The 23,828-nt window shown below is 63.5% G+C and carries 18 protein-coding genes; 10 read left to right on the forward strand and 8 right to left on the reverse strand.

Annotated features, from left to right (window positions below):
- The first annotated feature begins 6 nt into the window (after window positions 1-6).
- Both carB and API01S_RS17335 read left to right on the forward strand, forming a co-directional pair.
- Window positions 7-3,249: a carbamoyl-phosphate synthase large subunit gene (carB, locus tag API01S_RS17330; protein ID WP_050730890.1), complete on the forward strand. Its 3,243-nt coding sequence runs from the start codon at window positions 7-9 to the stop codon at window positions 3,247-3,249.
- Window positions 3,250-3,395: 146 nt separating this feature from the next.
- The gene (locus API01S_RS17335) at window positions 3,396-4,163 is read left to right on the forward strand and encodes an SDR family oxidoreductase (RefSeq protein WP_061305458.1); all 768 of its coding nucleotides are present in this window, start codon (window positions 3,396-3,398) and stop codon (window positions 4,161-4,163) included.
- 70 nt (window positions 4,164-4,233) lie between these two features.
- Here API01S_RS17335 and API01S_RS17340 read toward each other — a convergent pair whose 3' ends face one another.
- From API01S_RS17340 to API01S_RS17365, 6 genes are all read right to left on the reverse strand, one after another.
- Complete coding sequence (locus API01S_RS17340; RefSeq protein ID WP_006221075.1) at window positions 4,234-4,878, reverse strand: histidine phosphatase family protein; 645 nt, start codon at window positions 4,876-4,878, stop codon at window positions 4,234-4,236.
- A 25-nt stretch (window positions 4,879-4,903) separates the two neighbouring features.
- Entirely contained in the window at window positions 4,904-5,812 is a 909-nt protein-coding gene (locus tag API01S_RS17345) for a LysR family transcriptional regulator (protein ID WP_050730892.1), read from the reverse strand.
- A gap of 10 nt (window positions 5,813-5,822) precedes the next feature.
- Complete coding sequence (locus API01S_RS17350) at window positions 5,823-6,908, reverse strand: ABC transporter ATP-binding protein (protein ID WP_006221073.1); 1,086 nt, start codon at window positions 6,906-6,908, stop codon at window positions 5,823-5,825.
- The gene (locus tag API01S_RS17355) at window positions 6,905-8,617 is read right to left on the reverse strand and encodes an ABC transporter permease (protein ID WP_061305460.1); all 1,713 of its coding nucleotides are present in this window, start codon (window positions 8,615-8,617) and stop codon (window positions 6,905-6,907) included. The genes API01S_RS17350 and API01S_RS17355 overlap by 4 nt, the downstream gene beginning before the upstream one ends.
- Window positions 8,618-8,701: 84 nt before the next feature.
- Window positions 8,702-10,027, reverse strand: a complete 1,326-nt coding sequence (locus API01S_RS17360) for an ABC transporter substrate-binding protein (RefSeq protein WP_006221071.1) — start codon at window positions 10,025-10,027, stop codon at window positions 8,702-8,704.
- 131 nt (window positions 10,028-10,158) lie between these two features.
- Window positions 10,159-10,578: a FlxA-like family protein gene (locus tag API01S_RS17365; RefSeq protein WP_061305462.1), complete on the reverse strand. Its 420-nt coding sequence runs from the start codon at window positions 10,576-10,578 to the stop codon at window positions 10,159-10,161.
- Window positions 10,579-10,720: 142 nt separating this feature from the next.
- On the opposite strand from API01S_RS17365, the gene API01S_RS17370 reads away from it, so the two are divergent.
- Window positions 10,721-12,046, forward strand: coding sequence for a solute carrier family 23 protein (locus tag API01S_RS17370; protein ID WP_050730894.1), 1,326 nt, complete (start codon window positions 10,721-10,723; stop codon window positions 12,044-12,046).
- A 392-nt stretch (window positions 12,047-12,438) separates the two neighbouring features.
- The gene (gene greA / locus API01S_RS17375; protein WP_006221068.1) at window positions 12,439-12,915 is read left to right on the forward strand and encodes a transcription elongation factor GreA; all 477 of its coding nucleotides are present in this window, start codon (window positions 12,439-12,441) and stop codon (window positions 12,913-12,915) included.
- A gap of 129 nt (window positions 12,916-13,044) precedes the next feature.
- On the opposite strand, the gene API01S_RS17380 is transcribed toward greA, so the two are convergent.
- Window positions 13,045-13,647, reverse strand: a complete 603-nt coding sequence (locus API01S_RS17380) for a YhbY family RNA-binding protein (protein WP_006221067.1) — start codon at window positions 13,645-13,647, stop codon at window positions 13,045-13,047.
- Window positions 13,648-13,665: 18 nt separating this feature from the next.
- On the opposite strand from API01S_RS17380, the gene API01S_RS17385 reads away from it, so the two are divergent.
- From API01S_RS17385 to API01S_RS17405, 5 genes are all read left to right on the forward strand, one after another.
- Entirely contained in the window at window positions 13,666-14,298 is a 633-nt protein-coding gene (locus API01S_RS17385; RefSeq protein ID WP_006221066.1) for an RlmE family RNA methyltransferase, read from the forward strand.
- Between the two features lie 216 nt (window positions 14,299-14,514).
- Entirely contained in the window at window positions 14,515-16,404 is a 1,890-nt protein-coding gene (gene ftsH / locus API01S_RS17390; protein WP_006221065.1) for an ATP-dependent zinc metalloprotease FtsH, read from the forward strand.
- 18 nt (window positions 16,405-16,422) lie between these two features.
- The gene (gene folP, locus API01S_RS17395; protein ID WP_006221064.1) at window positions 16,423-17,268 is read left to right on the forward strand and encodes a dihydropteroate synthase; all 846 of its coding nucleotides are present in this window, start codon (window positions 16,423-16,425) and stop codon (window positions 17,266-17,268) included.
- The gene (glmM, locus tag API01S_RS17400; protein WP_006221063.1) at window positions 17,265-18,608 is read left to right on the forward strand and encodes a phosphoglucosamine mutase; all 1,344 of its coding nucleotides are present in this window, start codon (window positions 17,265-17,267) and stop codon (window positions 18,606-18,608) included. Before folP ends, glmM begins: the two co-directional genes overlap by 4 nt.
- A 216-nt stretch (window positions 18,609-18,824) precedes the next feature.
- Window positions 18,825-19,631: a GNAT family N-acetyltransferase gene (locus API01S_RS17405; protein WP_006221062.1), complete on the forward strand. Its 807-nt coding sequence runs from the start codon at window positions 18,825-18,827 to the stop codon at window positions 19,629-19,631.
- A gap of 194 nt (window positions 19,632-19,825) precedes the next feature.
- On the opposite strand, the gene ppx is transcribed toward API01S_RS17405, so the two are convergent.
- On the reverse strand, window positions 19,826-21,313 hold the full coding sequence (ppx, locus tag API01S_RS17410) for an exopolyphosphatase (protein ID WP_006221061.1): 1,488 nt from the start codon (window positions 21,311-21,313) through the stop codon (window positions 19,826-19,828).
- Window positions 21,314-21,536: 223 nt separating this feature from the next.
- On the opposite strand from ppx, the gene ppk1 reads away from it, so the two are divergent.
- Window positions 21,537-23,612 carry a polyphosphate kinase 1 gene (ppk1, locus tag API01S_RS17415; RefSeq protein ID WP_050730896.1) on the forward strand — a complete coding sequence of 692 codons (2,076 nt, stop codon included), beginning with the start codon at window positions 21,537-21,539 and terminating at the stop codon, window positions 23,610-23,612.
- The last annotated feature ends 216 nt before the right edge of the window (window positions 23,613-23,828 follow it).

Below are 23,828 nucleotides of genomic sequence, written 5' to 3' on the forward strand. Positions count from 1 at the left end.
TGCATCATGCCCAAGCGTACAGACCTAAAAAGTATTCTCATCATCGGCGCCGGCCCCATCATCATCGGGCAGGCCTGCGAATTCGACTATTCCGGCGCACAGGCGTGCAAGGCGCTCAAGGCCGAGGGTTACCGCACCATCCTGGTGAACAGCAACCCGGCCACGATCATGACGGACCCGGAAACGGCCGACGTCACCTACATCGAGCCCATCACCTGGCAAGCCGTCGAAAAGATCATCGAGCGTGAAAAGCCCGATGCGCTGCTGCCCACCATGGGCGGCCAGACCGCGCTGAACTGCGCGCTGGACCTGGCCCACAACGGCGTGCTGAAAAAGCACAACGTTGAACTGATCGGCGCCAACGAGCACGCCATCGAAAAGGCTGAAGACCGCCAGAAGTTCAAGCAGGCAATGACCGACATCGGCCTGGAATCGGCCAAGTCGGGCGTCGCCCACAGCATGGACGAAGCCTGGGAAGTGCAGCGCCGCATCGCGGTGGAAGTGGGCACGTCGGGTTTCCCGGCCGTCATCCGCCCCAGCTTCACGATGGGCGGTTCGGGCGGCGGTATCGCCTACAACGCCGAAGAATTCGAAACCATCTGCCGCCGTGGCCTGGAAGCGTCGCCGACCAACGAACTGTTGATCGAAGAGTCGCTGCTGGGCTGGAAGGAATTCGAGATGGAAGTGGTCCGCGACAAGGCGGACAACTGCATCATCGTCTGCTCGATCGAAAACCTGGACCCCATGGGCGTGCACACGGGCGACTCGATCACCGTGGCCCCGGCTCAGACGCTGACCGACAAGGAATACCAGATCATGCGTAATGCATCGATCGCGGTGTTGCGCGAGATCGGCGTGGATACGGGCGGCTCGAACGTGCAGTTCGCCGTCAATCCGAAGAACGGCCGCATGATCGTCATCGAGATGAACCCGCGCGTGTCGCGTTCGTCGGCGCTGGCCTCCAAGGCCACCGGCTTCCCCATTGCCAAGGTCGCTGCGCGCCTGGCCGTGGGCTACACGCTGGACGAGCTCCAGAACGAAATCACCGGCGGTGCAACGCCGGCCTCGTTCGAACCGTCGATCGACTACGTCGTCACCAAGGTGCCGCGTTTCGCCTTCGAAAAATTCCCCACCGCCGACGCGCGCCTGACCACCCAGATGAAGTCCGTGGGTGAAGTCATGGCCATCGGCCGCACCTTCCAGGAATCGTTCCAGAAGGCGCTGCGTGGCCTGGAAGTGGGCGTAGACGGCCTGAACCAGAAAACCACCGACCGCGAAAAGCTGCAAGTCGAGCTGGGCGAACCCGGTCCGGAACGCATCTGGTACGTGGGCGACGCCTTCGCGCAAGGCTTCACGCTGGACGAAGTGCACAACATCACGCACATCGACCCGTGGTTCCTGTCGCAGATCAAGGAAATCGTCGACATCGAACTGGCGCTGGAACAAAAGACGCTGGCGGATCTGGACTACGCCACGCTGTTCGAACTGAAGCGCCGTGGTTTTTCCGACCGCCGCCTGGCGTTCCTGCTGGATTCGGCTGAATCCGAAGTGCGCAAGCTGCGTCATCAGCTGAACGTGCGCCCGGTCTACAAGCGCGTGGACACCTGCGCCGCTGAATTCGCCACCCGCACCGCGTACATGTATTCCACGTACGAAGAAGAGTGCGAATCCGCGCCCACCGACCGCAAGAAGATCGTGGTGTTGGGCGGTGGCCCGAACCGTATCGGCCAAGGCATCGAATTCGACTACTGCTGCGTGCACGCGGCGTTGGCGCTGCGCGAAGACGGGTACGAGACCATCATGGTCAACTGCAACCCGGAAACCGTGTCCACCGACTACGACACGTCCGATCGCCTGTACTTCGAACCGCTGACCCTGGAAGACGTGCTGGAAATCGTCCACAAGGAAAACCCGGTCGGCATGATCGTCCAGTACGGCGGCCAGACCCCGTTGAAGCTGGCGCGCGCCCTGGAAGCCAACGGCGTGCCGATCATCGGCACCAGCCCGGAATCCATCGACGTCGCCGAAGACCGCGAGCGTTTCCAGAAGCTGTTGAACAAGCTGGGCCTGCGTCAGCCGCCCAACCGCACCGCGCGCACCGAAGGCGAGGCCCTGGCCCACGCCACCGAGATCGGCTACCCGCTGGTCGTGCGTCCCAGCTACGTGCTGGGCGGCCGCGCGATGGAAATCGTGCACGAGCAGCAAGATCTCGAACGCTACATGCGCGAGGCCGTCAAGGTCAGCAATGACTCGCCGGTGCTGCTGGACCGCTTCCTGAACAACGCCACCGAAGTGGACGTGGACTGCCTGGCCGACGGCGAAACCGTCTTCATCGGCGGCGTCATGGAACACATCGAACAGGCCGGCGTGCACTCGGGCGACTCGGCTTGCAGCCTGCCGCCTTATTCGCTGTCGGCGGAAGTCATCGCCGAGATCAAGCGCCAGACCACGATGATGGCCAAGGCCCTGAATGTCAGCGGCCTGATGAACGTGCAGTTCGCCATTCAAGGCGGCGACGTCTACGTGCTGGAAGTGAACCCGCGTGCCTCGCGCACCGTGCCCTACGTGTCCAAGGCCACCGGCCTGCAACTGGCCAAGATCGCCGCGCGCGCCATGGCCGGCCGCACGCTGGCTGACCAGGGCATCACGAAGGAAGTCGTGCCGCCTTACTTCTCGGTCAAGGAAGCCGTGTTCCCGTTCGTGAAGTTCCCGGGCGTGGACACCATCCTGGGCCCGGAAATGAAGTCGACCGGCGAAGTGATGGGCGTGGGCATGAGCTTCGGCGAAGCCTTCGTGAAGTCGCAGCTGGCCGCTGGCGTGCGCCTGCCGGAGTCCGGCACGGTGTTCATCAGCGTCAAGAACCAGGACAAGCCCCGCGCCGTTGAAGTGGCGCGCGGCCTGCATGCCCTGGGCTTCAAGCTGGTCGCCACGCGCGGCACGGCGGCCGAGATCGAAACCGCTGGCATTCCGGTGCAAGTGGTGAACAAGGTCACCGAAGGCCGTCCGCACATTGTCGACATGGTCAAGAACGGCGAAATCGCGCTGGTCATCAACACGGTCGAAGAGCGTCGCAACGCCATCGTCGATTCGCGCACCATCCGTACGCAATCGCTGGCGGCCCGCGTGACGTTCTTCACCACCATCGCCGGTGCGCGCGCCGCGGTCGAAGGCATGCAGTATCTGCGCCAGGGCCTGGGCTTGCAGGTGTATCCGCTGCAAGACCTGCACGCGTCGTTGTCGAGTAACTGACGCAGGCAGCGCGCCCACGGCGCGCTGCAAATGAAATCTGCGAGCAGAGCAGCCCGTGCAGTCACGCCGGGCGGCTTGTTGTAGGATGCCGGGGCGGCCCTCTGTTATACAGGGGCCGCCCTTTTCAATTACCGCCCGGACCCACCATGAATCGAGTCTTCATCACCGGCGCCAGCAGTGGCCTGGGCCGCGCGCTGGCGCAACAGTACGCCGCCGAGGGCGCCACGCTGGGACTGCTGGGCCGGCGCGAAGATGCGCTGCGCGAACTGGCCGACAGCCTGCCGGGCGAGCATCGCTGCTATGCGGTCGATGTGCGCGATCGCGCCGCGCTGCATGCCGCCGCGAACGATTTCATCGCGTTTTGCCAGGGTCGAGTGGACGTGGTGATCGCCAGCGCGGGCATCAGCGCCGGCACCTTGACCGAGCACGGCGAAGACTACGACGTGTTCAAGGCCATCGTCGATACCAATCTGCTGGCCACCGTGGCCACCTTCGAGCCATTCGTGGGCGACATGCGTGCCGCCCGATCGGGGCGACTGGTGGGGATTGCCAGCGTGGCGGGCGTGCGCGGCTTGCCGGGGGCGGGCGCGTACAGCGCGTCCAAATCGGCCGTGGTGACTTATTGCGAAAGCCTGCGGCTGGAGCTGGCCGCCGACGGAATCCGCGTCGTGACCATTGCACCGGGCTACATCAAGACGGCCATGACCGCCAAGAATCCGTACTCCATGCCCTTCCTGATGGAAGCGGACGCCTTTGCGCAGCGCGCGCAGGCGGCGATCGCTCGCGGCACGTCGTACACCGTCATCCCCTGGCAGATGGGCGTGGTGGCCAAGCTGATGCGCTTGTTGCCCAACGCGGTGTATGACAAGCTGGCGCGCGATGCGCCGCGCAAACCGCGCAAGTCGGGGAAGTAGCGGCGCCGCTGCCCTTACGGCGCGACCCTTGAGGCGCGACCCTTAGGGCAAGATCCCTACGGCGCGACTCTTACGGCACGACGTCGTCGCCGACTTCGTCAGCCACGTGGCCGACATCGCCCCAATCCAGCACTTCCCATTTTCTGCCCTGCACACCGACGCGGTTGATGCTGACGTTCAGCAGCGCCGCATCGCGTTCGCCGTTCAGCGGCACGCCCGACGCATGGCGCCAGATGATGTCCAGCACGCCACCGTGGGTGAACAGCAGGATGCGTTCGCCGTCGTGGCGGCTGGCGATGTCGTCCACCGTCGAGATCACGCGCGACTGAAACTGGCCCAGCGTTTCGCCGCCGTCCAGCGGCCGCAGCGGATCGCGGCTTTTCCAGGCGGCGGCAGCTTCCGGCGCCTGCACGTCGATGTGTTCGTGGTCCAGGCCTTCCAGCACGCCAAAGCCACGTTCGCGTATGCCGGGTTCGACGCGCACGCGCAAACCCAGTTGTTCGGAAACGGGCACGGCGGTGGCGTGCGCGCGTTGCAGGTCGCTGCTGTAGATGGCGTGAATGGGCGTGTGGCGCGCGTCTTCGCGCAGGCGGGCGGCAAGCAGACTGGCCTGGTTGACGCCGAATTCGTTCAGGGGAATGTCTTTCCAGCCTTGCAGGCGGCGCTGGCGGTTCCAGTCGGTTTCGCCATGGCGGATGAACCAGATTTCAGTCATTACGGTCGTGATGCGGGAGAAAGGCTTAGAGCTGGGCCGGCGCGAGGGCCGCGCGCGGCTTCCAGATGGTTTGGATGATGGAGCTTAACGCCACCAGCGCGGGCTCGCTAGCGCGCTCGTAAGGGAGGATGAAGGCTAGCATGGCGTCGGCGCGCGCCTGGCCCCACACCATGAAATCGTTCGAGGCGGCGCCCGTCAATGCCGTTTCTTCGCGCAGCAGGGCGCAGCCCGCGCCCGCGCGCACCAGCGCTTCCAGATTGGCCTGGTCATCGTTCTGCATGACGATGCGGGGCGACAGGCCATGGCGTTCAAACATGTCGCGCAGTAGCAGATGGGTGTGGCTGCCAGAGGGGCCGTCCAGCCAGGGCAGCTGCGCCACCTCGCGCCAGCCGCCGCGCTTGAGGACCGCCGCATGTTCCTTGGGCAAGGCGATGCGATAGCGCACGCTGCGCAGCGGCAGCCAGAGCACGCCGCGAGGCGGATTGGCGGCGATGGTCAGCGCAGCCGGCAAGCGGCCGGTGCTGACCTGTTCGGCCAGCGTGGCGGTGGGCAGCGTCTGCGTCTTCAGCTCCACCAGCGGCAGGCGCTGGGTGACTGCCGAGGCCAGTTCGCCCAGCCGCAGGAAGTCCGGTTTTTCACTGGGCACGCCCAATTCCACCACCCCGTGCAGGCTGCCTTGCAACTGCTGCGCTTCGGACTTGAACTGCGCGCCCAGCACCAGCAGCGATTCGGCCGTGGGCAGCAGCACCTCGCCCGCTTTGGTCAAGGCCAGCCGGCCGCCGCTGCGATCGAACAGCGCCACGCCCAGGCTCTGCTCCAGCGCCTTGATCTGCGCGGTCACGGCGGGCTGGGTCAGCGACAGCGCCTCGGCCGCCTTCGTCAGGTTGCCCAATCGGGCGACCGTGACGAAGGCGCGGATCTGATAGATTTCCATGGCCGCCAGTTTAGGCCGCGAGCAGCCGTACCTGGGTAGGTTCCAAGCCGATGGAAACGGGTGCGCCCGTGGGGAACGGCGACAAGCCGGCCAGGTGCGACTGGTCCGCCGTCAGGCGTTGTTCGCCGATCAGCACCTGATAGCGCGTGAACTCGCCCAGGAACTCGCTGCTTTCCACGATGCCCGGCAGCCACACATAGCGGGCGTCGCCCAGGCCATCCGCCATTTCTATCTGCACCGTGTGCGGCCGGAAGCTGGCCGCCAGGCGGCTGGCGGCGGGCGCCTCGGTGGTCAGCGGAAGATGCAGGTCGCCCACGCCGGGCACCGCCAGCACGACGCTGCCGCTGGTGCGTTCGCGCACGTCGCCTTCCAGCACGTTCATCGTGCCCACGAAGTTGGCCACGAATCGGTTCACCGGATAGTCAAAGAGCGTGCTGGGCGCGCCGATCTGCTGCACCACGCCGTGGTCCAGCACCGCCATGCGGTCGGCCGTCGTCATGGCTTCTTCCTGATCGTGCGTCACAAAAATGGTGGTGATGCCCAGCCGGCGTTGCAGACTCAGCAGGTCCTGGCGCATCTGCACCCGCAGCTTCTTGTCCAGGTTCGACAGCGGCTCGTCCAGCAGCAGCACCTGCGGTTCGATGACGATGGTGCGGGCCAGCGCCACGCGCTGCTGCTGGCCGCCCGACAACTGGTTGGGCCGGCGCTTGCCATACTGCGACAGCCCCACCAGCTCAAGCGCGGCCTCGACCTTGGCGCGGATCTCGGCGCGGGGCAGCTTGCGTTCGACCAGGCCAAAGGCCACGTTGTCCCACACCGTCATGTGCGGCCATAACGCGTAGTTTTGAAACACCATGCCGATGTTGCGATTCCAGGGCGGGGTGCCGGTGATGTCCTTGCCGTCCACCAGCAGCTGGCCCGCGCTGTGGCGATTGAAGCCTGCGATCAGCCGCAGCAATGTCGACTTGCCCGAACCGGACGGCCCCAGCAAGGCGAAAAACTCACCCGGCTCGATATGGATGTTCACGTCTTTCAGCACTTCCGTCTTGCCATAGGACAGGCGGATGTTGCGGCACTCTACGCTGACCTTCTTCATGCGGATTCCCCTTCAGTGCGTGCCGGACGCTGGCGCGACTGCGCGCGCTCTACCAGCAAGTGCGATACATACGTGCCGATGGCCACGGCGGCCACCGCCAGCACGCCCAGCGCGGCGCCGGGCCCCCGGCCCGCCGCGCTTTGCATATACAGATAGATGCCGTAGCTCATGGGCGCCTGGCTGTCCTTGGTGACCAGCATGATGGTGGCCGACAGCTCCACCGCTGCCGTCACGAAGCTGGTCACAAAGCCAGCCAGCATGCCGCCGGCCATCAACGGCACGACGACTCGGCGGATCGTGCTCATGCGCGTGGCGCCCAGCGATTGCGCGGCTTCCTCCAGCGACACGTTGATCTGCTGCAGCGACGCCACGCAGGAACGCAGCGCATAGGGCAGGCGCCTAACGGAGTACGCGATCATGATGATGATCCACGACGAGGTCAGCAGCGTGCCGGTGCCCGGCAGCTCGACGCCACGGAACGTGCGCAGAAAGCCGATGGCCAGCACGATGCCCGGAATCGCCAGCGCCGCGGACGCCATGAAGTCCAGCCACTGCCGCGCCGGCAGCCGTGTGCGCAGCATCAGGTAGGCGATGGCGGTGCCCAGGATCACGTCGATACCGGCGGCCAGGCCGCAGTAAAGCAGCGTGTTTGCGATCATGCCCTGCGACTCTGAAAACACCGCCGAGTAATGCGCCAGCGTGTAGCCGTCGGGCAGCGGCGCGAAGCTCCAGACACTGGCCAGCGACAGCAGCAGCACGCCCATGTGCGGCGACAGCACCAGCAGCAGCACCAGGATGATCCAGCCATAGGCCAGCACGCTTTCCATCGGCCCCAGCTTGCGCTTCTGGATCGAGTTGCCGCCCTTTTGCAAGGTCGAGTAATCACGCCCCTTGAGCACACGCGCCGACAGCCACAAGGCCAGGATCGAAAACGCGATCATGATCACGCTGATCACATAGCCCAGCGGGTCTTCCAGGCCCACCTGCGTGATGCGCAGGTACGCCTGCGGCGCCAGCATGTTGGTGGTGCCCAGCACCAGTGGCGTGCCCAGGTCATCGAACACCTTGACGAACACCAGCGATGCGCCGGCCACATAGCCGGGCAGGGCCAGCGGGAAGATCACGCGGCGGAACAGGCGGAAGCCGCGCGAGCCCAGGTTGAAGGCCGCTTCTTCCATGGCGCCGTCGATGTTGCGCAACGCCACCACCAGGTTCATCAGGATGAACGGGAAGTAGTGCAGCGCTTCCACGAAAATGACGCCGTTCAAGCCTTCCATGAACGGAATCGTGAAGCCGAACCAGTCGTTCAGCAGCAGGTTGACGCTGCCCGAGCGACCGAAGATCAGTTGCATCGCCACCGCGCCGACGAAGGGCGGCATGATCAGCGGCAGCACGCCCAGCGTCTGGATGATCAGCGCGCCACGAAAGTCGAAGCGCACGGTGAAGTACGCCAGCGGCACGGCGATCAGGGATGCCAGCAGCGCCGACCAGCCCGCCACATACAGGCTGTTGAAGAACGCTTCCTGCATCAGTGGCTGATTGAAGAACGCGCCGAAGTGGCCCATCGTGAAGCTGCCGTCGGCGTTCACGAAGGCGCTGTAGAAGACGGTGCCCACGGGCACGGCAAGAAAAAGCAGCAGAAAGCCGAACACCAGCAGCGCCGTCAATACGGGGCCGGCGGGCAGGCGTGAGTGGCCCGAAGAATTCATCGAGATTCCCGAAATCGTTGCCAGGGGAAGCGAACGCGGCGCGCCAGATATTGCGCGCGCCGCGCGCGTATTGCCGGATGCGGCTTACAGCGCGGCGGCCTGCCGGGCCAGTTTCACGGCTTCTTCGTAGTTCGCCTTGGACTTGCCGTTCCACTCGCCTTCCAGCTGAGTGATCTGCTGGTTCACCGAGGCGTCTTTCTTGTTGCCCGCGAAGATGGCCAGGAACGCCGGGTCGGCGGCTTTCTTGCCATCGACCAGCGGCGCCCACGCCAGCTTGCGCGCCTGGGCCAGCAGTTCGGCGGCCTTGCCAGACTTGGCCTTGTCGCCCAGCTTGGCTTCGGCGTCGTAGATGGCCTTGGTGGCCGCCTGCAATTCCTTCAGGCGGAAAGTGACAGTTTGGTCATACAGCGACTGCACGACGTAATAGCGGGTCTGAGACAGGTCCGCGTTGAATTGCACCTTGCTGCGCTTGGCGATGTCGGCGGGGTCCGGATAGCCGGGCGGAATCTTGCCGGCAAGCGCCGAATACGGCAGGACCGGCAGGCGCGAGATCTTCGGTTCCAGCAACAGCTCCTGGCCGGCCTGGCTCAAGGTGAACGCGATGAACTTCTTGCCTTCCTCGGTGTTCTTGGCCCCCTCGATCAACGCGATGTTGGCGGGCACGATGGCGGTCTCGGACGGGTAGACGAATTCCACCGGGAACTTGGAATACTTGCTGGACAGGCCGAAGAAGTCGATGACCGGGCCTGCGCCGAACTGCCCGTTGTTGACGCCGTCAGGCACGCCGAACGAGCGCTCGGTCACGGCGCTGCTGTTGCCCGACATGCGCAGCAGGGTGTTCCAGCCATCGTCCCAGCCTTCGCCTTGCAGGATGGTTTCGACGGTCAGGTGCATGGTGCCCGAGCGCGATGGCGACGTTATGCCGACGTGGCCGAACCACTTGGGCGACAGCAGGTCCTTCCATTCCACGGGCGCGGGAATCTTGTGCGCCGCGATGTAGCGCGTGTTGTAGACAATGCCGTAGCCGGCGAGCGCCTGGCCCAGGTACATGCCCGAGGGGTCGTTGATGGGGTAGTTGCCGATCTTGTCCGGCACATCCTTGTTCGCCACGTCGGACGACTTGGCCAGCAGCTTGTCGCGGCCCAGCACTTCGAAGGCGTCGGGCGCGCTGGCCCAGAACACTTCCGGACGCTGGCCGGCAGGCGTTTCACGCACGTACGCAATGCCCGACACGGTGTTCTTGTTCAGGATCTCCAGCGTGATGCCGGGGTTGGCCTTCTCAAACGCGGATTTGTAGGCCTGGGTCAGGTCTTTGGGAAACGACGTGATCACCGTGACGGTGCCGGCCAGGGCAGGGGCCGAGCAGACGGCCAGCAGGGCTCCTGCAAGGGCGGTGCGCATTGCATGCATGGTTTGTCTCCGTAGTTTTAATTTGTCTGGAGACAGTAATGTCTGGTCTGCTACGCGTCCAATCAGAAATTTTGATGCGCCTCATCAGCGCGGGCGCCCGGATTGCAGCGCCCGGTGAGTCAGGGATTTCCTTAACCGCCGGCGGCTGCGGCGGCCATCGCGGCCTTGGCCTGCTGGATGATCACCTGCTGGATCTGGCCTTGGATCTGCATGGCCTGACCATTGAGCGACTGCAATTGCTGCGCCTTCATTTCGTCCGACATGCCGCTGGCCTGCACCTTGGCGATCTGATCCATGATGCGCTTGAGCTGCTTTTGCAGCTCTTTGATCTGACGGGTGAAGTGGTCGTCATTGCTGGTGTCTTCGGTCTCCTTGGCGCCGCCCACATTCATGGAGCCGGGGGTGGTGACCCGAATCTTGCCGTCAGGGGTAACCGTCGTCGCCGCCGCATCAGAGGCCGCTTTCGCCTCTTTGTTGGCTTGGATCTTCTGCGCCCACATGTCGGCAAGACTGCCGATCCGGGACGTGCCGCCGATGGAATTGATCGCCATGATGTCTCCTGGTACTTGGGGGGATTGCGGGGGCCTTCAATCCATGAACGGCAGTGGCGCGGCCGAACTTAAACATTGCCGCCTTTTCGCGGCCCCCTTTACACTGGCGCCCGCTTACCCCGACTCCTTATTTGGGATATCCATGTCCAATTCCTATTTTCCGCGTTGGCGTCTGGCGGACGACGCTGAACCCGGCGTCATCATCGCGCCTGATGAACGGCTGTCATGGCCGAAGAACGTCGCCATGGGCGCGCAGCACGTGGTGGCCATGTTTGGCTCGACGGTGCTGGCGCCGTTGCTGATGGGCTTCGATCCCAACGTCGCGATCCTGATGTCCGGCATCGGCACGCTGATCTTCTTTCTGTTTGTGGGCGGTCGCGTGCCCAGCTATCTGGGTTCCAGCTTCGCCTTCATCGGCGGGGTGATCGCCGTTACGGGCTACGCGGGCGGCGGTGCAAACGCCAACATCGGCGTCGCGCTGGGCGCCATCATCGCCTGCGGGTTGGCCTATACGCTGATCGGCGTGCTCGTGTGGATCGTCAACGCGCGCTCGGGCAGCGGCGCCAACTGGATCGACGCCTTGATGCCGCCCGTGGTCACGGGCGCGGTGGTTGCGGTGATCGGTTTGAATCTGGCGCCCATCGCCGCCAAGGGCGCCATGGGTGCGTCGGGTTTTGACACGTTCATGGCGTTGGTCACCATAGTTTGCGTGGGCGGCATTGCTGTCTACACCAAGGGCATGGTCCAGCGCCTGCTGATCCTGGTCGGCCTGATCCTGGCCTGCGTGGTGTACGCGGTGCTGGCCAATGGCATGGGGCTGGGCAAGCCCATCGACTTTTCGGGTGTGGCCGCGGCGGCCTGGATCGGCCTGCCGCACTTTGCGGCGCCGGTCTTCAAGGCCGAAGCCATGGGCCTGATCGTGCCGGTCGCCATCATCCTGGTGGCGGAAAACCTGGGCCACGTGAAGGCGGTCAGCGCCATGACGGGCCAGGACCTGGACCGCTACCTGGGCCGCGCCTTCGTGGGCGATGGCGTGGCGACGATGGTGTCGGGCGCGGTGGGTGGCACGGGTGTCACGACCTACGCCGAGAACATCGGCGTGATGGCGGTTACTCGCATCTACTCGACGCTGGTGTTCGTTGTGGCCGCGTTGATCGCCATCGTGCTGGGCTTTTCGCCCAAGTTCGGCGCGCTGATCCAAACCATACCGGGGCCCGTGCTGGGCGGCATGTCGGTGGTGGTGTTTGGCTTGATCGCCATTGCGGGCGCCCGCATCTGGGTGGTCAATCAGGTGGATTTCAGCGACAACCGCAACCTCATCGTGGCGGCGGTCACGCTGGTGCTGGGAGCGGGCGACTTCACCATCAAGATCGGCGACTTCATGCTGGGCGGTATCGGCACCGCGACGTTCGGCGCGATCATCCTGTACGCGCTGCTGCGCCGCAGAAAGCCGGTCGCCGTCAACTAGCGGCGGCGCAGGGGGCGGGGCCGTGGTTGGCGCCCCCTGATGGCCAAATGCTATCGAAGAGTATATTTTTGCCCGGTTCGTGGGTCGCTTCATGCAGGCGGCAACCCCCGCCATCCTGAGGATTTTTGAGAAAAATAGCGGGTTTTGGCGGGTTACGGCAGTGAAATGCGCGCAAAAGCACGTTTTCCGGGCTCGCTTGCAATTCCGGTGGAGTTTGCCCACAATATGACTTTGATTGCCCCGGTTCCGACCCGAGCCGGGGTTTTGTTTTGGTCGTCCGCGCCGCTTGCCTCGCTTCAAATCTTGTCCCGACCGCAGGTGCGCGCCAGGGTAACGACCTTCACCGAGAACGCTCCGTCGGGGCGTTTTCTACTTTTTGTTTGGGAAACGACATGTCTGCCATTCCTTTGACCGTGCGCGGGGCCGAGCGCTTGCAAGAAGAGCTCCAGCGGCTGAAAACCGTGGAACGTCCTGCCGTTATTAACGCCATCGCCGAAGCGCGAGCGCAGGGCGATCTGTCGGAAAACGCCGAATATGACGCTGCTCGCGAGCGCCAAGGCTTTATCGAAGGCCGGATTGCCGAACTTGAAGGCACGCTTTCCAATGCCCACCTGATCGACCCCACCTCGCTGGATGCCGAAGGCCGTGCCGTGTTTGGCGCAACCGTCGACATCGAAGACCTGGATTCGGGCGACCGCGTGACGTACCAGATCGTCGGCGACGTCGAGGCCGATATCAAGGCAAATCTGATTTCCGTGTCGAGCCCGGTGGCCCGTGCGCTGATCGGCAAGAGCGAAGGCGATGTGGTCGAGGTCAAGGCCCCGGCTGGCGTTCGCGAATACGAAGTTCTGGGCGTGCGTTACATTTAACGCGTTCGCCTTGGCGGTAAACTGTCAAAACGCCATAGCTTGAAGCCTGCTTAGGCTGGCTGCCCGCGGTACCTGCGCGGATCGCTATGGTGGACCGGGCGCGTGAAGCGCCCGTTTTTGTGCCCGGCCTTATTTTTTTGCAGTCTTGCGGCTGGTGCCGCTGCGTGCCCCGGCGCGCAGGCTCAATGCGCTGCCGGCGCGGCGCGGAATGCCGTGGCCGCTGGCGGTAGCCCGCTTGTTGCTGGGGCGCATGGGCTTGCCGTTCTTGTTCAGCTGGTCCTGGGGCACGAAGCGCGCCTTGGCGGGCTTGGGCTCTTCGGATTCGCTGCGACGCGGACGCTTGGCCAGGCTCTTGCCTTCGGCGGCCAGCTTCTTCGGCGTGTAGGGCTCGGAGGCACGGCGCTTGGCGGGAGCCTCGGGCTCCATTGCGGCCAGCGCGGCGGGCTTGACGTTGCCGGCCAGCGGGCGGAACAGAATCAGGGTCTTGCCCAGGTGATGCACAGGGGCGCAAGACAGAGTGTCGCAAATCGTCGACAACATGGTATCGCGGGCCTCGCGGTCATCGCCGCCGGCGCGTACCTTGATGAGGCCATGCGAAGCCAGTGCCAGGTCGATTTCCTTGAGCACGGCTTCGGTCAGGCCATTGTCGCCAATCAGGACGACGGGGCGCAGAGGGTGAGCGGCGGAGCGAAGGTCGCTGCGCTCACGAGAGGTAAGTTCTAATATAGGCATGCGTGGAATTGTACGGTAATGGCCAAGAATAAATTCTCTAAAGACTGGATTCACCAGCACATCAATGATCCCTATGTGAAGCTGGCGCAACAGAAGGGCTATCGCGCCCGCGCCGCCTTCAAGCTGATCGAGATCCTGGACACCGAAAAGCTGATGCGCCGGGGCGACCTGGTCATCGATCTGGGGTCGGCGCCCGGCAGTTGGTCCCAAGTGGCGCGCGAGCGTCTGGCGGGCCCGGGCGGCGTCGTGGATGGACGTATTATTGCGCTGGATCTGCTTCCCATGGAGCCGGTGGCGGGGGTGGAATTCATCCAGGGCGACTTTCGCGACGATGACGTTCTGAAACAATTGGAAGACATGGTCGGATCTCGCGCCGTGGACCTTGTAATCTCGGACATGGCCCCCAACTTGTCAGGCGTGGGTAGTGCCGACTCCGCGCGCATTCAACACGTGTGCGAGCTGGCGATGGAGTTTTCCCGCGCTCACCTCAAGCCCAATGGGGCGCTGATCGTCAAGGCCTTCCACGGCAGCGGATTCTCGCAAATCGTGCAGACCTTCAAACAGCACTTCAAGCGAGTGGTCGAGCGCAAGCCGAAGGCGTCACGGGATAAATCCTCTGAAACCTTTCTGGTTGCCCGCGATCTGAAGTAACCCGGGCCAGGGCGCGCTGCCCCGGAACCCCGAAGAACTTACCTGCTTGCCGAGACAACGACCACCATAACGACAAATCAGACGTAACTAAACGGGCCCCAGGGATCCCAGGACGCAATCAGGTCCAACAGGGTAGAATGGGCTATTGACATACTTGTGACTGTGCCATATGCGGGTGCGCGGTCGCTGGTCGGAATCGAAAGCAGGAGATCGACCTTGAATAATTCATTTTCGAAAGTCGCTGTCTGGATGGTGATAGCCCTGGTGCTATTCACTGTCTTCAAACAGTTCGACGGACGCGCTCAGACCCAGGACGGCGTGACCTACACGCAGTTTATGGACGACGCCAAGGCGGGACGTATCCGCAAGGTCGACGTTCAGGGCGACGTGCTGTACGTCACCCCCGACGCGGGCCGCGCCTACACGCTGACTTCTCCTGGCGACCTCTGGATGGTCTCCGATCTGCTGAAGTACGGCGTTCAGGTTTCGGGCAAGCCGCGCGAAGAACAATCGCTGCTGATGAGCATCTTCGTGTCCTGGTTCCCCATGCTGCTGTTGATCGGCGTGTGGGTGTTCTTCATGCGACAGATGCAGGGCGGAGGCAAAGGCGGGGCGTTCAGCTTCGGCAAGTCTCGCGCCCGCATGCTCGACGAAAACACCAACCAGATCACCTTTGCCGACGTTGCAGGCTGCGATGAAGCCAAGGAAGACGTCCAGGAACTGGTCGACTTCCTGCGCGACCCCAGCAAGTTCCAGAAGCTGGGTGGCCGCATACCGCGTGGCGTGCTGATGGTGGGCTCGCCCGGTACCGGTAAGACGCTGCTGGCCAAGGCCATCGCGGGCGAAGCCAAGGTGCCGTTCTTCAGCATCTCGGGTTCGGACTTCGTTGAAATGTTCGTCGGCGTGGGCGCTGCCCGTGTCCGCGACATGTTCGAGAACGCCAAGAAACATGCGCCTTGCATCATCTTCATCGACGAAATCGATGCAGTCGGTCGCCAGCGCGGCGCCGGTCTGGGTGGTGGCAACGACGAACGCGAACAAACCCTGAACCAGATGCTGGTTGAGATGGACGGCTTCGAATCCGGCCAGGGCGTCATCGTTATCGCCGCCACCAACCGTCCCGACGTGCTGGATCCGGCGCTGCTGCGTCCCGGCCGTTTCGACCGTCAGGTCGTCGTGCCGCTGCCCGATATCCGTGGCCGCGAGCAGATCCTGAAAGTCCACATGCGCAAGGTTCCGCTGTCTCCCAACGTCGACGCGACCATCCTGGCTCGTGGCTGCCCCGGCTTCTCGGGCGCGGACCTGGCCAACCTGGTCAACGAAGCTGCTCTGTTCGCCGCGCGCCGTAACGGCCGCACGGTGGATATGTCCGACTTCGAAAAGGCCAAGGACAAGATCATCATGGGCGCCGAGCGCCGCTCGATCGTGATGCCTGAAGAGGAACGCAAGAACACCGCGTACCACGAATCCGGCCACGCAATCGTTGCACGCATGCTGCCCAAGACCGACCCGGTCCACAAGGTCACCATCATCCCGCGCGGCCGTGCGCTGGGCGTGACGATGCAGTTGCCCGAAACCGACCGCTACAGCATGGACAAGGGCCGCTTGCTGTCCACCATCGCCGTGCTGTTCGGCGGCCGTATCGCCGAAGAACTGTTCATGGACCAGATGACGACGGGCGCCTCGAACGACTTCGAACGTGCTACCGCCATCGCCCGCGACATCGTCACCCGCTACGGCATGACTGACGAGCTGGGCCCGATGGTCTATGCCGAGAACGAAGGCGAAGTGTTCCTGGGTCGCAGCGTCACCAAGACGACCCACATGTCGGAAGCCACCATGCAGAAGGTGGACACCGAGATCCGGCGCATCATCGACGAGCAGTACAGCGTCGCGCGCAAGATCCTGGAAGACAACCGCGACAAGGTCGAAGTGATGACCTCGGCGCTGCTCGAATGGGAAACCATCGACGCCGACCAGATCAACGACATCATCGAGGGCCGTCCTCCGCGTCCCCCGAAGACGCCGCAAGGCCCGTCCGATTCCACCGACACGCCTCCCAGCACCGGTCTGGCAGCAGGCGGCAGCACGGCTGCAGCAGTCTGAGGTTTTTTGTCCTGAGTTATGGCAAATAACTTCCTTTGCGGGCGCTTCGAGTTTGATCTCGAGCGCCCGCTTGTCATGGGTATCGTCAATGTCACGCCGGATTCCTTTTCCGACGGCGGCCAGCACGACGATACGGATTCCGCGGTGGCGCATGCGCGCCAACTCATCGAAGAAGGCGCGCAGATCCTGGATCTGGGCGGCGAATCGACGCGTCCCGGCGCCGACCCAGTCTCGGTTGCTGACGAATTGTCCCGGCTCCTGCCGGTGATCGAGGCGTTGCGCGATTGCGGTGTGCCCTTGTCGATCGACACCTTCAAGCCGGAAGTCATGCGCGCCACGCTGGACGCGGGCGCCGACATGATCAACGACATCTACGGCTTCCGGCAGCCCGGCGCCATCGAGGCGGTGGCGCAATCGCGCTGCGGGCTTTGTGTCATGCACATGAAGGGCGAGCCGCGCACCATGCAGGCGGCGCCTCCCGAGTACACGGACCTGATCGGTGAAATCGGGCTCTTCCTGGGTTCGCGCGCACAGAAGCTGCGAGCCGCCTGGGTGGACCCGCGCCGTATCGTGCTGGACCCGGGGTTCGGGTTTGGCAAGACGGCAGATCAAAATTTCCAATTGCTACGCCGGTTGTCTAGCCTGCGTAGTATCGGTTATCCATTGCTGATCGGCCTGTCGCGCAAAAATATGATCGGGCAGGCCACGGGCCGACCGGTCGGCGATCGGCTGTCCGGCAGCATCGCCGCAGCGCTTGCCTGCGTGTCGCGGGGCGCCTCCATCGTGCGAGTACACGATGTTGCCGCCACCGTCGACGCCCTCAAGGTATGGCATGCGGCTGAACAAGGAGCAATCAGTTCATGAGTCAACGTAAGTATTTCGGCACCGACGGGGTGCGTGGTGAAGTCGGCGGTCCGGTGATCAACGCCGAATTCGCGCTGCGCCTGGGTTATGCGGCCGGCCGCGTGCTCGCGCGCGAACACGCCGTGCGTGGCGGCAGCCGCCCCCAGGTCGTCATCGGCAAGGACACGCGCATTTCCGGCTACATGCTGGAATCCGCCCTGGAAGCCGGTTTGTCGGCCGCGGGCATCGACGTGCTGCTCGCCGGGCCGATCCCGACCCCGGCCGTGGCATACCTGACGCGCGCGCTGCGCCTGGTGGCTGGCATCGTCATCAGCGCCTCGCACAACCCGTATCAGGACAACGGCATCAAATTTTTCTCGGCACAGGGCATGAAGCTGCCGGACGAAATCGAAGCCGCGATCGAAGCGGCGCTGGACGAGCCCCTGGGCTGCGTCAGTTCCGAAGGCCTGGGCCGCGCGCGCCGCATGTCGGATTCGCAAGGTCGCTACATTGAATTCTGCAAGAGCACGTTCCCCAACGATCTGGACCTGAACGGGATGAAGATCGTGGTGGACGCCGCCCATGGCGCCGCGTACAACATCGCCCCGCACGTGTTCCGCGAGCTGGGCGCCGAAGTGCATGCAATCGGCGTGCACCCGGACGGCTTCAACATCAACAAGGGCGTGGGCGCGCTGCACCCCGAGTCGCTGGCCAAGGAAGTGCAGGCGCGTGGCGCGGACCTGGGCATCGCGCTGGACGGCGACGCCGACCGCCTGCAAGTCGTCGATGGCGACGGCCGCATCTACAACGGTGACGAACTGCTTTACGCCATCGTCCGCGAACGCATGCAGCGCGGCAAGGTCGACGGCGTGGTGGGCACCTTGATGACCAACTTCGGCTTCGAGCGGGAAATGAACCGTCTCGGTGTCGGCTTCGAACGCGCCAACGTCGGCGACCGCTACGTACTGGAGCAGATGCAGGCGCGCGGCTGGCAGTATGGCGGCGAAAGCTCCGGCCATCTGCTGTGCCTGGATTGCCATTCCACGGGCGATGGCATCATCGCTGCCCTGCAAGTGCTGACGGCGTTGCGTCGCGCCAATACGACGATGGCCGAGTGGGTGCGCGATCTGCGCATGTACCCGCAGAAGATGATCAACGTGCCGCTTACGCCGGGTCAGGACTGGAAAACCCACGCTGGGCTGACTGCTGCCCGCGCGGCGGTCGAAGCCGAATTGAACGGGCGTGGCCGCATCCTCATTCGTGCCTCCGGCACTGAGCCGAAGCTTCGCCTGATGGTCGAAGCGGAAGATGAATCCCTTGCCGTTTCCTCTGCCGAGAAGCTCGCCGCCAGCTTGGCCTGAGCCGGGTCCAGCCCTTATGGAAAAAAAGCCACTCACCGGTATCGGTGAGTGGCTTTTGTGCATTCATTCACAGTATTGAATTGTAAAGTTTTGTCGAGATCTGCCCGAAATTGACCTATCTCCTCCGAACTACACTTCATGGTCACGTAACATATTGGTCAAGTCTTTGACATACAGGGCGTCCAAACTGACTGGACTCTCTAGGAGCAACGCGCAATGCTGGAATTAGCACGCACCACCCCAAGCCGCAATCCCGCCGGACCCTTCAAGGGAAACGCCCCCAAGGTGCTGGCGGTGGGCCTGGCGCGCACGGCGGAAGAAATCGAGCAGATCCAACGTCTGCGTTACGACGTCTTCACCGAGGACATGGGCGCGGTGTTTCCCGACGCGCATGACGGCATCGAACACGACCGCTTCGATCCTTACTGCGAGCACCTGATGGTCCGCGAAATGGATACCGGCCGTGTCGTCGGCACGTATCGAATCCTGACGCCCGAGAAAGCGCGCGAGGCCGGCGGCTATTACGCCCAGTCCGAATTCGATCTCTCCGGCTTGGGCCCGATTCGTGACCAGCTGGTTGAAGTGGGGCGCTCGTGCACCCATTCCGACTACCGCAATGGCGCGGTGATCATGTTGTTGTGGTCGGGCCTGACGGAATACCTGCGGCGCGGCGGCTATGAATACGTGCTGGGTTGCGCCAGCGTCAGCCTGCGCGATGACGGCGTCACCGCGGCCGAGGTCTGGCGCACCATCGCGCCGCACCTGCCGCAAGCCAGCGAGCCCCAGGTAACGCCCCTGCACCGCTATCCCGTGGAAAAGTTGAACAGCACCTTGCCCGCGCGCGTGCCGCCGCTGATCAAGGGTTATCTGAAGCTGGGCGCCAAGGTGTGCGGCGAACCCGCCTGGGATCCTGACTTCAACGCCGCCGACTTCCCCGTGTTGCTGAAGATGGAACGGATGGACGAGCGCTATCGCCGCCACTTCGGCCTGGACCAACCCACGGCCCTGAACGGCCAGCGCTGATCGCCATGCGCCGCCTGCTCCGCCGTATGAAAACTAGGTTGATACGGCGGGCTACGCGACCGCTGCGACTTGAACTCAAGCAACTGAGGCGGCAGACGAACCTGTCTCTGTTCTAAAAAAATGGGCGATGACGCGGTTGCGGCATCGCCCATTTCTTTGTGCGCCGCACCCCGGCAGGGTGCGCGGCGCGTTCGTCAGAATTCCAGCACTTCGAACGAGAACCCCACCTTGCTCCATTCGGCTTCTTCCGCGCGCAGCGTGAAGTCGCTCAAGGGGTGTTCGGCCAGCCATTGCCGATTGACGCGCACGACGATTGAGTTTTCGCGCACCGATGCCGTCAACGGCAGGGGTTCGATCTCGCCACGGCGGCGGAACAGCAGCACCGCCAGACGCAGGCTCAGGATGGCTTTCCATTGCGCCCGCGTGCGGATCAACGGTTCCAGCTTGGTCAACTTGCCCTGATGGCCCAGCGCCAGCAGCGCCAGCAATTGCTGGTCGGCGCGCGAGAAGCCCGGCATGTCGGCGTTTTCCAGCACGTAGGCGGTGTGCTTGTGATACGCGTTGTGCGCGATCGACAGGCCCACTTCGTGCAAGTCTGCCGCCCAGGCCAGCGCGGGCCGGAGCTCGGCGCGTTCCTGGCCTTCCGGGAACATGGCGTCGAACAACGTAAGCGCGGCATGGCGCACGCGGCGCGCCTGGTTCACGTCCACGTGGTAGCGCTTCATGAACTGACGCACCGATTCGTCGCGCTTGTCGTGCTCGTCATCGCGGCCCAGCAGGTCATACAGCACGCCCAGGCGCAGCGCGCCGTCGCCCGTGTGCATGACGTCGATGCCCAGCTCGTCGAAGAGCGCGGACATGATCGCCAACCCGCCTGGCAGCACATCGGAACGTTCGATCTTGATGCCGGGCAACTCGGATGGGATCACGCGGCCCGAACGCACGATGCGGTCTTTCAGCTTGGCCAGCCCCGCGCGCGTGATGCCGCGATCCGAAAAGCGGCTTTCGGTCAGGATGGCGAACAGGGCCTTGGCCGTGCCGGACGAACCATAGGCTTCTTTCCAGCCCATCTTGCGGTACTGCTTGGCGATCACTTCGATTTCGCGCCGCGCGGCTAGTTCGGCCTGCTTCATCTGGTGGGCATCGACCACGCCGTCCGAGAAGAACTGGCGGCTGTAGCTGACGCAACCCATGTAAAGCGAGGACATCAGGCCGGGTTCGTGGCCCTTGCCGATGATCACTTCGGTAGAGCCGCCGCCGATGTCGATGACCAGGCGCTTGTTGGGCGAGGGGGGCAGGGTGTGCACCACGCCCGAAAAGATCAGGCGCGCTTCTTCGCGGCCGGCGATGACTTCGATGGGAAAACCCAGCGCCGCTTCGGCGCGCGGCAGGAAGTCGCGCGTGTTGCGAGCGACGCGGAACGTGTTGGTGGCCACCGCGCGCACCCGGTTGGGGTGGAAGCTGCGCAGGCGGTCGCCAAAGCGTTCCAGGACGGCTATGGCGCGCTCGATGGCGTCGTCGCCAAGGCGTTTGTCGGCGTCCAGGCCGGCGGCAAGCCGCACGGTTTCCTTGAGACGGTCGATCTGATAGATCTGGGGCGTACCGTCCTGTTGAACGATGCGTCCGATGGAGAGGCGAAAGCTGTTGGACCCGAGGTCCACCGCGGCCAGAAGTTGATCCATGCGGCTCGTAATATAGGCTTTGAGGTGGCCTGATTATAGAGACCCCATGTGACAGTGCCTTGAGATACGGGTTTTCGCTTATGGATCATGGGCTTGGCCGAATAAAGACGATGCGCTATATGTCCCGATTTTGACGTACGCTACGGTTTTGGCGTTGTGTCATAGAACCGTCACTCTTTTGCAGTAAAACTCCACGCTCTGTCCCCAACGTATGGAATCCGGTATGCCCACACGCCCGCCCGGCGAGCCCTTGCTCATGAATCGAGAGTTGTCGCTGCTCAAATTCAACGAACGCGTGCTGGCGATGGCGGAAAACCCCACGACACCGCTGCTGGAACGGCTGCGCTATGTGTGCATCGTCAGTTCCAATCTGGACGAGTTCTTTGAAATCCGGATTTCCAGCCTGAAAGAGCAGCAGCGCCAGTCGCCCAATCTGGTGGGCCCCGATGGCATGACGCCCGACCAGGCGTTCGAAAATGTCCAGCACGCCGTGCACGCCTTGGTCGCGCGCCAGTACAACCTGCTCAACGACGACATCCTGCCGGCGATGCAGGCCGAGGGCATCACCCTGCATCACGCGTCCGAATGGAACGCCGAGCAGCAGCAATGGGCGCGAGACGTCTTCAATCGCGACGTGATGCCCTTGCTGACGCCGATCGGACTGGACCCCGCCCATCCGTTTCCCCGCGTCTACAACAAGAGCCTGAACTTCATCGTGTCGCTGGCGGGCGCCGATGCTTTCGGGCGGCAGGCGTCGATCGCCGTCGTGCAGGCGCCGCGCGCGCTGCCGCGACTGATCAAGATGCCGCCCGAGCTTTCCGGCCATCCCGAAGGCTTCATCCTGCTGACCTCGCTGCTGCGCGCCTTCGTCGGCGAACTGTTTCCCGGCCTGGAAATGCTGGGCTGCTATCAGTGGCGCGTGACGCGTAACAGCGATCTGTTCGTGGACGAGGAAGAAGTCACCAACCTGCGCCACGCGTTGCAAGGCGAGTTGTCGCAGCGCAATTTCGGCGCGGCGGTGCGGCTGGAAATCGACAAGCTGACGCCGGTCGAACTCGAAACCTTTTTGCAGCGCGAGTTTTCGCTCAAGGCCGAAGATACCTACCGCGTCCCAGGCCCGGTGAACCTGTCGCGCCTCATGCAACTGTGCAATTCCGACCTGCGCCCGGATCTGCTGTTTCCCGAATACCGTGCGCCCGTGCCGGCCCCGTTCGACCGGGTGGGCGACAAGCCGCAGGATCTGTTCGAGGCCGTGGCCGAGCAGGATCGCCTGCTGCATCACCCGTATCAATCGTTCCAGCCCGTCATCGATTTTCTGACGGCGGCGGCGCTGGACCCCGATGTGATGGCCATCAAGCAGACCATCTACCGCACGGGCGAAGATTCCGAGCTGATGAAGATCCTGCTGGCCGCCGCGCGCGCCGGCAAGGAAGTGACGGTGGTGGTGGAGTTGATGGCGCGCTTTGACGAGCAGACCAACATCAACTGGGCGTCCAAGCTGGAAGAGGTGGGCGCGCACGTGGTGTATGGCGTGGTCGCGCACAAGACGCACGCCAAGATGGCGGTGGTGCTGCGCCGCGAAAAGGGCCGCTTGCGCCGCTATGCGCATCTGGGCACCGGCAATTACCACCCGCGCACCGCGCGTCTGTACACGGACTTTGGCCTGTTGACCGCCGATCCCCGCCTTTGCGAAGACATGGACAAGGTGTTCGCGCAGTTGACGGGCCTGGGCGCGCGACGCTCGCTCAAGGCGCTGATGCAGTCACCGTTCACCATGCACGACGGCATGGTGGCGCTGATCCGCGCCGAGGCGCGAGCCGCCAAGGCCGGCAAACGCGCCCGCATCATGGCAAAGATGAATTCGCTGCTGGAAGAGCAGATCATCGAAGAACTCTACAAGGCCAGCCAGGCCGGCGTGAAGATCGACCTGATCGTGCGCGGCGTGTGCGCGCTGCGCGCCGGCGTGCAGGGGCTGTCCGAGAATATCCGCGTGCGGTCCATCGTCGGTCGCTTCCTGGAACACTCCCGCGTCTTCTATTTTTATGCCGAGGGCGAGGAAACGGTGTACCTGTCGTCGGCCGACTGGATGGATCGCAACTTCTTCCGCCGCGTTGAAATCGCCTTCCCGATCTACGACAAGACGCTGAAAAAGCGCGTCATCGATGAAGCGTTTACCTATGCGCTGCGCGATAACCAACTGGCATGGCAGCAACAGGCGGACGGGGATTACGCCCGTGTCAAAAGCCGTCGCGAACCCTTCAACCTGCACCAATACCTGATGCAGAAATTGGGCGTGTAATCACCCGGAAAGCAAATGGGGTTTGTCCCCGAAACATTGCGGCCGCCTCGTGAATACGGGCGGCCGCAATGTTTTTGGGTTGTCACAGGGGGGGCTGGATGAAGCGTATGTGACTGTCACTATCTTGTCACGTTGGCCCCCTAAGATGCGAGGGTCGCTGAAAGACAGGCACTAGAAAAAGCCTGACTAGACTCCTTTAACGAGCACAGAAGGAAC

The organism is Achromobacter piechaudii NBRC 102461, assembly GCF_001571245.1.
Lineage (GTDB): Bacteria > Pseudomonadota > Gammaproteobacteria > Burkholderiales > Burkholderiaceae_B > Achromobacter > Achromobacter piechaudii.